Source organism: Streptococcus sp. HMSC066F01, assembly GCF_001837335.1.
Taxonomy (GTDB): Bacteria; Bacillota; Bacilli; order Lactobacillales; family Streptococcaceae; genus Streptococcus; species Streptococcus oralis_S.
In genome coordinates, this window is record NZ_KV832119.1 from 148,641 (window position 1) to 160,176 (window position 11,536).

Annotated in this window: 10 protein-coding genes and 1 tRNA gene; all 11 read left to right on the plus strand. The window is 39.8% G+C overall.

Going from position 1 to position 11,536, the window contains the following annotated elements; genetic code table 11:
- Positions 1 to 41 precede the first annotated feature (41 nt).
- The 11 genes from HMPREF2655_RS07950 to HMPREF2655_RS08000 all read left to right on the plus strand — a co-directional run bounded on the left by HMPREF2655_RS07950 (position 42) and on the right by HMPREF2655_RS08000 (position 11,479).
- Positions 42 to 698 carry an MmcQ/YjbR family DNA-binding protein gene (locus HMPREF2655_RS07950; RefSeq protein ID WP_070838468.1) on the plus strand — a complete coding sequence of 219 codons (657 nt, stop codon included), beginning with the start codon at positions 42 to 44 and terminating at the stop codon, positions 696 to 698.
- Positions 699 to 1,012: 314 nt separating this feature from the next.
- Entirely contained in the window at positions 1,013 to 2,575 is a 1,563-nt protein-coding gene (locus HMPREF2655_RS07955) for a 2-isopropylmalate synthase (protein WP_070838470.1), read from the plus strand.
- A gap of 11 nt (positions 2,576 to 2,586) precedes the next feature.
- The gene (gene leuB, locus HMPREF2655_RS07960; RefSeq protein WP_070838472.1) at positions 2,587 to 3,624 is read left to right on the plus strand and encodes a 3-isopropylmalate dehydrogenase; all 1,038 of its coding nucleotides are present in this window, start codon (positions 2,587 to 2,589) and stop codon (positions 3,622 to 3,624) included.
- Entirely contained in the window at positions 3,621 to 3,890 is a 270-nt protein-coding gene (locus HMPREF2655_RS07965; protein ID WP_000700091.1) for a DUF1294 domain-containing protein, read from the plus strand. The genes leuB and HMPREF2655_RS07965 overlap by 4 nt, the downstream gene beginning before the upstream one ends.
- A gap of 3 nt (positions 3,891 to 3,893) precedes the next feature.
- Positions 3,894 to 5,276 carry a 3-isopropylmalate dehydratase large subunit gene (leuC, locus tag HMPREF2655_RS07970; RefSeq protein ID WP_000907570.1) on the plus strand — a complete coding sequence of 461 codons (1,383 nt, stop codon included), beginning with the start codon at positions 3,894 to 3,896 and terminating at the stop codon, positions 5,274 to 5,276.
- 9 nt (positions 5,277 to 5,285) lie between these two features.
- Entirely contained in the window at positions 5,286 to 5,879 is a 594-nt protein-coding gene (gene leuD / locus HMPREF2655_RS07975; RefSeq protein ID WP_000410640.1) for a 3-isopropylmalate dehydratase small subunit, read from the plus strand.
- Between the two features lie 26 nt (positions 5,880 to 5,905).
- The gene (locus tag HMPREF2655_RS07980) at positions 5,906 to 6,685 is read left to right on the plus strand and encodes an L-threonylcarbamoyladenylate synthase (RefSeq protein WP_000160505.1); all 780 of its coding nucleotides are present in this window, start codon (positions 5,906 to 5,908) and stop codon (positions 6,683 to 6,685) included.
- 215 nt (positions 6,686 to 6,900) lie between these two features.
- Positions 6,901 to 8,889 carry an McrB family protein gene (locus HMPREF2655_RS07985; RefSeq protein WP_070838474.1) on the plus strand — a complete coding sequence of 663 codons (1,989 nt, stop codon included), beginning with the start codon at positions 6,901 to 6,903 and terminating at the stop codon, positions 8,887 to 8,889.
- Positions 8,876 to 10,180, plus strand: coding sequence for an McrC family protein (locus HMPREF2655_RS07990; RefSeq protein ID WP_070838476.1), 1,305 nt, complete (start codon positions 8,876 to 8,878; stop codon positions 10,178 to 10,180). Before HMPREF2655_RS07985 ends, HMPREF2655_RS07990 begins: the two co-directional genes overlap by 14 nt.
- Positions 10,181 to 10,353: 173 nt before the next feature.
- Positions 10,354 to 11,340 carry a GMP reductase gene (locus HMPREF2655_RS07995; RefSeq protein WP_070838478.1) on the plus strand — a complete coding sequence of 329 codons (987 nt, stop codon included), beginning with the start codon at positions 10,354 to 10,356 and terminating at the stop codon, positions 11,338 to 11,340.
- A 67-nt stretch (positions 11,341 to 11,407) separates the two neighbouring features.
- Positions 11,408 to 11,479: transfer RNA gene (locus tag HMPREF2655_RS08000), tRNA-Arg, on the plus strand.
- Positions 11,480 to 11,536: the final 57 nt, after the last annotated feature.

The window sequence follows — 11,536 nt, forward strand, 5'->3', positions numbered from 1 at the left end:
AATAGAAAGGAACTGCTAGCTTTTGGTAGCAGTTTTCACTTATGTTTGAAATTTTTAACTCCTATCAGTTTAATAAAGAAAAAGCTCATGCCTATGGTTTTGTAAAAAATGGAGAAGTCTGGACCTATAGTTGCCAGATTTTGCAGGGTGAATTTTTCATGACAGTCTCCATCACTACTGATAATGTGAACTTTCAGGTCTTTGATCAAGAGACGGGTGACCTCTATCCTCAAATACATATGGAAAGTATGAGGGGAAGTTTTGTCGGAAGTGTCCGTGAGGCTTGTTTGGAGATTCTCTACCAGATTCGGAAGGCTTGTTTTGATGTGCAGGATTTTATCTGTCCTCAGACTAAGCGTATCATGACTCAAGTTCAGGAAAAGTATGGTAATCAGTTGGAGTATCTGTGGGAAAAGTCTTCTGATACTGCTGTATTGCGCCATGAAGACAATCAAAAGTGGTATGCTGTTATGATGAGAATCCCATGGGATAAGCTGGAAAAGGGCAGAGAAGGGCTAGTCGAAGCAGTCAACCTCAAACACGACCAAGTAGCTGACTTGCTTTCAAAAAAAGGCATTTATTCAGCCTTTCATATGAACAAACGCTACTGGCTCAGTCTGGCGCTTGATGATAGTTTGCAAGATGAAGAAGTGTTAGAACTCATCGAAAGAAGTTGGAACTTGACTGTGAAAAAATAGGGAAATTCGCTTGAGTTTTCAAATACTTTCAATTAGCAAAATATTCTTTACTGAGGAAATTTTCAGAAAATAATGGATTTTTTCTTGACAAGTGTTTTTAGCTATGCTAAAATACTAAACAAGATATCAAACGAAGGAGAAAGTCAAACATGAAAACAGCTAAGTTTAATCAATTTGCTTTGTTGTTGAGGTACTCGGGCTAGTGCAAAAGCATTAGTCCTGTTTGGCTTACCAAGCGGGAGTAAATCAACATCTCGCTTGGGCTTCTGAGCGAGATGTTTTTTTAAAACCACATTTGGAAAAGGGGAAATCTTATGCGTAAAGTTGAATTTTTTGATACAAGCCTTCGTGATGGGGAACAAACACCTGGTGTTAACTTTTCAATAAAGGAAAAAGTTTCCATTGCAAGACAGCTGGAGAAATGGGGAATTTCTGTAATTGAAGCTGGTTTTCCGGCTGCTAGTCCTGATTCATTTATAGCTGTTCAAGAAATTGCTAAAGCCATGCAAAAAACAGCAGTGACAGGATTAGCTCGTTCTGTAAAATCTGATATTGATGCTTGTTATGAGGCTCTTAAGGATGCCAAGTATCCTCAAATTCATGTCTTTATCGCTACTAGTCCGATTCACCGTAAGTATAAGCTCAATAAGAGCAAGGAAGAGATTTTAGAAGCTATCAAGGAACATGTTTCTTATGCTCGTTCTAAGTTTGAAATCGTCGAATTCTCTCCTGAAGATGCGACTAGAACAGAGTTGGATTTCCTCTTACAAGTCGTTCAAACAGCGGTCGATGCAGGTGCATCTTATATCAATATCCCTGACACAGTTGGCTTTACGACTCCAGAAGAGTTTGCTCGTATCTTTGATTACTTGACTGAAAATATTAAATCAGATCATAAAGTTGTCTTTGGTGTCCACTGTCACGATGATCTCGGTATGGCAACTGCAAATACTTTGACAGCAATTAAACACGGTGCTGGACGTGTCCAGGGAACTATTAATGGTATCGGTGAACGCGCAGGTAATGTTGCTCTTGAAGAAGTAGCTGTTGCTTTGAAGATTCGTGAGGATTTCTTCCAAGCAACTAGTGATATTGTTTTAGATGAAACAATGAATACGTCTGAAATGGTTTCTCGCTTTTCTGGTATTCCAGTTCCTAAAAACAAGGCTGTGGTTGGTGGTAATGCCTTCTCTCATGAATCGGGCATTCACCAAGATGGAGTCCTTAAAAATCCTCTCACTTATGAGATCATCACACCTGAATTGGTCGGTGTCAAGAGTAATAGCCTTCCACTTGGTAAATTGTCTGGTCGCCATGCCTTTGTTGAAAAACTAAGAGAATTGGCTCTAGACTTTACAGAAGAGGATATCAAACCACTCTTTGCTAAGTTCAAGGCACTGGCTGACAAGAAACAAGAAATCACAGATGCAGATATTCGAGCTCTGGTAGCTGGAACCATGGTTGAAAATCCAGAAGGCTTCCACTTTGATGATTTACAACTTCAAACCCATGCAGATAATGAGATTGAAGCGCTCGTTAGCCTAGCCAATATGGATGGTGAAAAAGTCGAATTCAATGCGACAGGGCAAGGTTCTGTTGAAGCGATCTTTAACGCTATCGATAAGTTCTTTAACCAATCTGTCCGCTTGGTGTCCTATACTATTGACGCGGTAACAGATGGTATCGATGCCCAGGCTCGTGTCTTGGTTACTGTTGAAAACAGAGATACAGAAACCATCTTTAACGCAGCAGGTCTTGATTTCGATGTGTTAAAGGCTTCGGCTATTGCTTATATCAATGCCAATACTTTTGTTCAAAAAGAGAATGCAGGTGAGATGGGGCATAGCGTTTCCTATCGAGACATGCCTAGTGTGTAAAGGAGAAGGCTATGACAAAGAAAATAGTAGCTCTAGCAGGGGATGGAATCGGTCCAGAAATCATGGAAGCTGGTTTAGCAGTTCTAGAAGCTCTAGCTTCAAAAACAGGTTTTGACTATGAGATAGATAGATGCCCTTTTGGAGGTGCTGGTATTGATGCTGCGGGGCATCCCTTACCTGATGAAACTCTCAAGGCATGTAGAGAAGCAGATGATATTCTCCTAGCGGCTATCGGTAGTCCTCAGTATGATAGTGCAGCGGTTCGGCCTGAACAAGGCTTGCTGGCTCTTCGTAAGGAACTCAATCTCTATGCCAATATTCGCCCTGTTAAGATTTTTGATAGTCTCAAGCATTTGTCACCTCTCAAACCGGAACGAATTGCTGGTGTAGACTTTGTCGTGGTACGTGAGTTGACAGGTGGGATTTACTTTGGGGATCATATCCTTGAAGAGCGAAAAGCGCGTGATATCAACGACTACAGCTACGAAGAAGTAGAGCGGATTATTCGCAAGGCTTTTGAAATTGCAAGAAATCGGAGAAAACTCGTTACTAGTATCGATAAGCAAAATGTTCTAGCAACATCAAAACTCTGGCGCAGAGTAGCTGAGGAAGTCGCGCAGGATTTCCCAGATGTGACCTTGGAACACCAGTTGGTGGACTCAGCTGCCATGCTTATGATTACCAATCCTGCCAAGTTTGATGTCATCGTGACGGAAAATCTTTTTGGAGATATTCTATCTGATGAATCAAGCGTTCTATCAGGCACTCTTGGTGTTATGCCATCAGCCAGTCATTCTGAAAAGGGGCCAAGTCTTTATGAGCCTATTCACGGTTCGGCACCTGATATTGCAGGTCAAGGAATTGCCAATCCTATTTCCATGATTTTATCTATTGCTATGATGTTGAGAGACAGCTTTGGACGTTGTGAGGATGCGGAGCGTATCGAGCGTGCTGTTGAAGCTAGTTTAGCGGCTGGCATTTTAACAAGAGATATAGGAGGACAGGCTTCAACCAAGGAAATGACAGAAGCCATCATTGAAAGATTATGAAGATAAATGAAGGAATCACGCTTGCCCTCTTGATTTGGAATTTGCTGATTTTCTTGATTTATGGCATTGATAAATCCAAGGCAAGAAGAGGTGCTTGGCGCGTCCCAGAGAAAATCTTACTCATTTTAGCCCTTACTTGTGGTGGTTTTGGTGCATGGTTGGCAGGAATCACCTTTCACCACAAGACTAGAAAATGGTATTTTAAAACGGTTTGGTTTCTCGGGATGGTGACCACACTAGTAGCCTTATATTTTATTTGGAGGTAATGGATGGCAGGAAAATCGATTTTTGATAAATTATGGGACCGTCATGTCATCACAGGAGAAGAAGGGCAGCCCCAACTCATGTATGTGGACCAGCACTATATTCATGAAGTGACTAGTCCCCAAGCTTTTCAAGGATTACGAGATGCAGGCCGCAGATTGAGACGACCAGACTTGACATTTGGAACCTTTGACCACAATGTACCAACGGTCAACATCTATGATATTCGAGATGTTATTTCTAAGGCCCAAATTGATAAGCTTGCTGAAAATGTTGAGGAGTTTGGGATTGAACATGCGGCCCACGGTTCTGAAAAGCAGGGAATCGTTCACATGGTAGGTCCAGAAACAGGACGGACCCAACCAGGAAAATTCATCGTCTGTGGAGACAGTCACACAGCTACTCACGGAGCTTTCGGAGCTATCGCCTTTGGGATTGGGACCAGTGAGGTTGAGCATGTCTTTGCTACTCAGACACTCTGGCAAGTTAAACCCAAGAAAATGCTGGTAGAATTCACTGGTGTTCCTCAAAAAGGAGTTTATTCTAAGGATTACATTCTCGCCTTAATTGCCAAGTACGGCGTTGCCTGTGGTGTTGGCTATGTGGTGGAATATCGTGGGCAAGCAATTGATGCACTGACCATGGAAGAGAGAATGACCATCTGCAATATGTCCATCGAGTTTGGCTCCAAGATGGGAATTATGAATCCAGACCAGACTACCTATGACTATCTCAAGGGACGGGAATGCGTTCCCGAAGCTTTCGAGGAGGCGGTTGCTGACTGGAAGACGCTTGTCAGCGATGATGATGCTGTCTATGATAAGGTTATCCGGATGGATGTCTCAGACTTGGCTCCTATGGTGACCTGGGGAACCAATCCTGCTATGGGCGTCGACTTTGACAGTAGTTTTCCAGAAATTAAGGATATGAATGATGAACGAGCTTATCATTACATGGACTTGGAACCTGGTCAAAAGCCAGCGGACATTGAACTAGGTTATATCTTTATCGGGTCTTGTACTAATGCTCGTCTCAGCGATTTGCAATTGGCTGCTCGATTTGTTAAAGGAAAGAAAATAGCTCCCAATCTAACAGCAATCGTAGTACCAGGTTCTCGTCCTGTCAAACGAGCTGCGGAGAAGTTGGGCTTGGATAAAGTATTCTTAGACGCTGGCTTTGAGTGGCGAGACCCTGGTTGCTCAATGTGCCTAGGGATGAATCCTGACAAGGTCCCTGATGGGGTCCACTGTGCCTCAACCAGTAACCGCAACTTTGAAGATAGACAGGGATTTGGCGCTAAGACTCATCTCTGCAGTCCAGCCATGGCAGCAGCAGCAGCTATCGCAGGGCGTTTCGTAGATGTTCGGCAAATGCCAGAGGCCCAGTAAGGAGAGGATATGGAGAAATTTACAGTTTATACGGGAACGACCGTTCCTCTCATGAATGATAATATCGACACAGACCAAATCCTCCCCAAGCAGTTTCTCAAGTTAATTGATAAAAAAGGCTTTGGTAAGTACCTCATGTATGCTTGGCGTTATCTGGACGATAACTACACTGAGGATCCAGACTTTGTCTTTAACCGACCTGAATATCGTAAAGCCAGTATTCTCATCTCGGGGGATAACTTTGGCGCAGGGTCTTCGAGGGAACACGCAGCTTGGGCTCTAGCTGACTATGGTTTTAAGGTCGTGATTGCAGGTTCTTTCGGGGACATTCATTACAATAATGAACTCAATAATGGCATGTTGCCTATTGTTCAGCCTAGGGAGGTTAGAGAGAAACTAGCCCAACTCAAACCGACCGACCAGGTAACTGTGGACTTGGAACAACAAAAAATCATCTCACCAGTTGGAGAATTCACTTTCGAAATCGATAGCGAGTGGAAACACAAGCTCTTAAATGGTTTGGATGATATCGGTATTACTTTGCAGTATGAAGATTTGATTGCTGCCTATGAAAAACAACGACCGGCCTACTGGCAGGATTAGAAAAATAGAAAAGGAAATATAGAACTATGACAAAACACATTCAATGGAACGGAACACTTTCTCAAGAAGGCTATGACATTTTAAAAGGTGAGGGCGGATGTATCGTTTGCCCCACAAAAGTTGGTTACATTATCATGACTAGCGATAAAGCAGGTCTTGAACGCAAATTTGAAGCTAAAGAGCGTAACCGTAACAAACCAGGTGTTGTACTTTGTGGTAGCATGGATGAACTTCGCGCTTTAGCACAACTCAATCCAGAAATTGAAGCCTTCTACCAAAAACATTGGGACGAAGATATTCTCCTCGGTTGTATCCTTCCATGGAAACCAGAAGCTTTTGAAAAACTTAAAGCATACGGTGATGGTCGTGAAGAACTCATGACAGACGTTCGTGGTACTAGCTGTTTTGTCATCAAGTTTGGTAAAGCTGGTGAACAGTTGGCTGCTAAACTTTGGGAAGAAGGCAAGATGGTCTACGCCTCATCAGCCAACCCATCTGGTAAAGGAAACCGTGGTAAGGTAGAAGGTATCGGAGAAAGGATCGAAGGAGCAGTGGACCTTGTCATCGAAGCAGACGACTATGTGGCTTCCATCCAACCTGACAAAACGATTGAAACTCGCTACGAGCAAGGTGTGATGGTTTCTATGGTCGATAAAGACGGAAAACTCATCCCAGAACAAGGTGGAGCACGTTCAACCTCACCAGCACCAGTCGTTATCCGCAAAGGGCTTGACATTGATAAAATCATGATGCATTTGTCAGATACCTTTAACTCATGGGACTACCGTCAAGGTGAGTATTATTAAAATAAAAAAAGAAGTCTAGTGTTATGAGGGAATAAAGTTCTCTACACTGGGCTTTTTCTTTAGAATTTCTTTTCTTTTTTTAATAGATATGATATGCTAGATGCAGAATATATATTAATAGGATGTGGTTTCGTTCAAAGTAAAATATCTTACTTTGAACGAAACAAATATAATTTACGTCTAACAATAAATTTTTAATAGGCAAGGAAAACACAATGGTTTCAAAACAAACTTTCATTGACAGGATAAAAAAAGAATTCCCAGATGCAATTGAAAATCAAACAAAAAGTTATATTTCTTTTCAGGTTAAAAATAGGAAAGGGAAGTTACAAAATTTTATAGAAATTAATTTTCAAAATAAAGGAATAAAGATTGCCGTTCTCTCTAAGAGTCTTCATGATTCAGATATTTTGTTGTTTAATAAGAAGCCTGATTCATTCGGTTGGACACTTGATGCTGAGTATTTTATTGAGGATGAAAATTCATTAAATGATATTTTACCTTTTATAAATAAATCTTATGAGTTTGTAAAAAGTGGAATTAAATCAGAGTGTTATAAAGTCTTCAGAGAGTTTTTGTCTAAATTTGTGAATCAATCAAATATCTATAATTCAAAAGATATAGAAATTAAACGTTCTCAAAAATTAGATGGAGCTGAACAGATTTACCCTGCACTGACTATTGAGGGTATTCCGTACAAAGTTGAAATGCTTAACACAGGTCATTTTGGTCCAAAGAGTGGTAATGGATATATTAAATCACCTTACTTTGGTTATCGGCTGAGTGACATGGATAACTCATGGATAAATATAAGGTGTGGTTTTCAGAGATTTAAACTCACAGAATTTAAAATAGTAAAATGGTATAGTAATAATCGAGATGAAGATTTAGATTATAAATACCTTGTCAAGGACTTAGAGTTGGAATCAACTGCTGAACCTAACGATATTTTAAAAGAGTTTTATGATAATTTCACTAGTTTTTATAGAGAATCAGAAAAGGAAGAGATAAACATGTCAGAAAATATCAACGAGTATAAGAATATATTATTACAATCCAAAAACTTCATTCTTCGAGGTGCTCCTGGCACAGGAAAAACTTATCTTACTAAAGAAATTGCTAAAGAATTAACGGGTGGCAACGAAGACCAAATCGGCTTTGTACAATTTCATCCATCCTATGATTATACTGATTTTGTAGAGGGGTTGAGACCTGTATCAAATGGTGATGGAGCTATCGAGTTTAAGCTAGAAGATGGTATTTTCAAGAAGTTTTGCCAGAAGGCTAAAGAAGCTCAGAAAACTGGAGGCCAAGATAATTTTGAGGAAGCGTGGGATCTTTATCTTGAATATGTAAATAGCAGAGATGAAAAAGAATATTTGACAGAATTTTCCTATCTCACAGTAAATAGTAGAAATAATTTTAATATCAATTATGAAACTAAAGCCCAAGGAACTTGCTTAACAAAATCTTATGTTTATGAACTCTATAAAGATGAAAAATATCTGAAACAGCCTTATTATCGTAATCAAGGAAAAAAAGTCCTAGAAACTTTAAAGAAAAGATTTGGTCTGAAAGATTATATTTCTCCAACAGAGATTGACTCAGACAAGAAATTCGTTTTCATCATCGATGAAATTAATCGTGGTGAGATTTCTAAGATTTTTGGGGAACTCTTTTTCTCTATCGACCCTGGCTATCGTGGTGAAGAGGGATGTGTTTCTACTCAGTATGCTAATTTACATGAAACTGATGAGAAATTTTATATCCCTGAAAATGTCTATATTATCGGAACTATGAATGATATTGACCGTTCAGTGGACACCTTTGATTTTGCTATGCGTCGTCGTTTCCGTTTTGTTGAAGTTACTGCTGAAAGCCAACTATACATACTTGATGAAAAACTAGGTGAACATGCTGAAGAAGCTAAAACTCGACTAAGGAATTTGAATGTTGCTATCGAAAATGTTCAGGAGCTAAACAGTCATTATCATATCGGACCAAGTTATTTCCGTAATTTAAAAGAATTGGATTATGATTATGAATTACTCTGGTCAGATTACCTCAAACCGCTTTTGGAAGATTACTTACGAGGTTCTTATGAAGAATCTGAAACTCTGGATACATTGAAAAAAGCATTTGATCTGACAAATAAAGAGCAAACAGTTCAGCAAGATACTGGTGATGACAATGCGGATAACTGATAATCAGTATAGAATCGCTAAAGAGGACTTTGTCGCAGAATATCCCAAACTTAGTCAAGCACTACTTGATAAAACACTAGATAACCTATCTCGAGAGGACAATATTTTTATTTTCCCAAATGATTTGATGAATTCTCCTGATTTAGACAAGGACCAAAAGATTTTGGAAACAGTTAATCCGAAAATCAAGACAGGAAATGTAATTGGTTTTCTTGGATATGGTCAGGAAAGATTAACGATTTCCTCTCGTTTTTCTGATGAAAGTAACGACCATTTTTTGCATTATCTTTTACAAAAGGTTCTTCATATCAATCTCACTAGCTTAGATGTAGCTTTGTCGCATGAAGATAAACTCTATCAGCTTTTGATTTACCTCTTTCCAAAATATCTGCAAGCTGCTCTCCGAAAAGGTCTTTATAAGGAATACCAGCGATTTTTCCATAACGATAGTCATGTGAAGGGTGTACTAGATGTTGGAAATCATCTGAAAAAAAATCTTCCTTTTATGGGAAATATTGCCTATACAACAAGAGAGTTCACCTATGATAATCCACTCATGCAGTTGATTCGGCATACGATTGAGTACATAAAGATTCAAAAAAGTTTTGGAGCACTACTCGATAGTAATCGTGAAAATATGGCAGAAATCGTGCGAGTAACCGCATCTTATAAACTCTCTGATCGTGCCAAGATTATCAGAATGAATAAAATCAAACCCATCCGACATGCCTATTTTAGAGAGTATAGAAAATTACAGGAACTCTGCTTGATGATTCTGAGTAGAGAAAAGCATGGTCTTGGACCCCAAGCCCAAAGGGTACACGGTATTCTCTTTGATGTTGCCTGGCTCTGGGAAGAGTATATTTACACCCTGTTGCCAAAAGGTTTCATCCATCCACGAAATAAAGATAAGACGGACGGAATTTCAGTATTTTCTGTTGGGAAACGAAAGGTATATCCAGATTTTTATGACAGAGAACGAAAGATTGTTTTAGATGCAAAATATAAGAAACTGGAGTTCACTGAAAAAGGGATTAACCGTGAGGACTTGTTCCAATTGATTTCCTATTCTTATATCTTAAAATCTGAGAAAGCTGGACTGATTTTTCCTAGTATGGAGCAGTCAGTAAATAGTGAAATAGGGAAACTAGCTGGCTATGGATCTCAATTGAAGAAGTGGTCTATCCAAATCCCTCAGAATGCCTCATCCTATAGTGCATTTTGTAAAATGATGGAAAACTCCGCAGAAATTTTTAAAGCGATTATTGATGAAGAAGTGGGGAGAAAATAATCTCTTCACTTTTTTGATATTTATATAAGCAATTCTCGAACAATATAATTTGATTATTAAAAATATTTGACAAAAACTGTACTTTGATTTATAATTAATCAAGGAAACGTCGGAAAAAGGCGTAGGGATGCGTAAGCATAGGTAGGTCATTACAAAAGAAACGAGACATCGATATGTTAAATGAATTTCCAATTTTTGATTACGAAGATATTCAGTTGATCCCAAATAAATGTGTCATTAAAAGTCGTGCAGAAGCAGATACGAGTGTCACACTTGGAAATCAGACTTTCAAACTACCTGTTGTGCCAGCAAATATGCAGACGATTTTGGATGAGAACGTAGCAGAGCAACTGGCTAAAGGTGGCTACTTTTACATTATGCATCGTTTTGATGAGGCTGGGCGCATTCCTTTTATCAAACGCATGCACGATCAAGGGCTCATTGCTTCTATTTCAGTCGGTGTCAAGGATTACGAGTATGATTTTGTTAGCCAACTCAAGGCTGATGCTCCTGAGTATATCACGATTGACATTGCTCACGGTCATGCGGATAGCGTGATTTCTATGATCCAACACATCAAGAAAGAATTACCAGATACTTTTGTCATTGCTGGTAACGTAGGAACACCAGAAGCTGTGCGTGAATTGGAAAATGCTGGAGCGGATGCCACTAAGGTTGGAATCGGTCCTGGTAAGGTTTGTATTACCAAGGTCAAGACAGGTTTTGGTACAGGTGGCTGGCAGTTGGCAGCCCTTCGCTGGTGTGCTAAGGCTGCTCGCAAACCGATCATCGCTGATGGTGGCATTCGTACTCATGGTGATATTGCCAAGTCTATCCGTTTCGGTGCCAGCATGGTCATGATTGGTTCCCTATTCGCAGGACATATCGAAAGCCCTGGAAAGACAATCGAAGTTGATGGGGAACAGTTCAAAGAATACTATGGTTCAGCTTCTCAATACCAAAAGGGAGCATATAAAAATGTGGAAGGTAAGCGAATCTTACTGCCTGCTAAAGGGCATTTGCAAGACACCCTTACTGAGATGGAACAGGACTTGCAAAGTGCTATCTCTTATGCAGGTGGACGCAAGGTTGCTGACCTCAAACACGTTGATTATGTTATCGTGAAAAACTCTATCTGGAACGGGGACGCATCCCACTAATGGACGCTTAGTCTACCCATAAAAAACTTGTTATTAGAGCAAATTTCTGTTATAATAAGACAAGTTTCCACCCTTAGTGTAATGGATATCACGTAAGATTCCGGTTCTTGAGATGGGGGTTCGATTCCCTCAGGGTGGATGTAAACAGCCTAAAAAAGCCTTATTTAAAGGCTTTTTTCTTTATATTGCCCCTAAA

Bases quoted from the DNA above. Each gene is read 5' to 3' on its own strand.
- HMPREF2655_RS07950 (WP_070838468.1), top strand. From the start codon at position 42: ATGTTTGAAATTTTTAACTCCTATCAGTTTAATAAAGAAAAAGCTCAT.
- HMPREF2655_RS07955 (WP_070838470.1), top strand. From the start codon at position 1,013: ATGCGTAAAGTTGAATTTTTTGATACAAGCCTTCGTGATGGGGAACAA.
- leuB (WP_070838472.1), top strand. From the start codon at position 2,587: ATGACAAAGAAAATAGTAGCTCTAGCAGGGGATGGAATCGGTCCAGAA.
- HMPREF2655_RS07965 (WP_000700091.1), top strand. From the start codon at position 3,621: ATGAAGATAAATGAAGGAATCACGCTTGCCCTCTTGATTTGGAATTTG.
- leuC (WP_000907570.1), top strand. From the start codon at position 3,894: ATGGCAGGAAAATCGATTTTTGATAAATTATGGGACCGTCATGTCATC.
- leuD (WP_000410640.1), top strand. From the start codon at position 5,286: ATGGAGAAATTTACAGTTTATACGGGAACGACCGTTCCTCTCATGAAT.
- HMPREF2655_RS07980 (WP_000160505.1), top strand. From the start codon at position 5,906: ATGACAAAACACATTCAATGGAACGGAACACTTTCTCAAGAAGGCTAT.
- HMPREF2655_RS07985 (WP_070838474.1), top strand. From the start codon at position 6,901: ATGGTTTCAAAACAAACTTTCATTGACAGGATAAAAAAAGAATTCCCA.
- HMPREF2655_RS07990 (WP_070838476.1), top strand. From the start codon at position 8,876: ATGCGGATAACTGATAATCAGTATAGAATCGCTAAAGAGGACTTTGTC.
- HMPREF2655_RS07995 (WP_070838478.1), top strand. From the start codon at position 10,354: ATGTTAAATGAATTTCCAATTTTTGATTACGAAGATATTCAGTTGATC.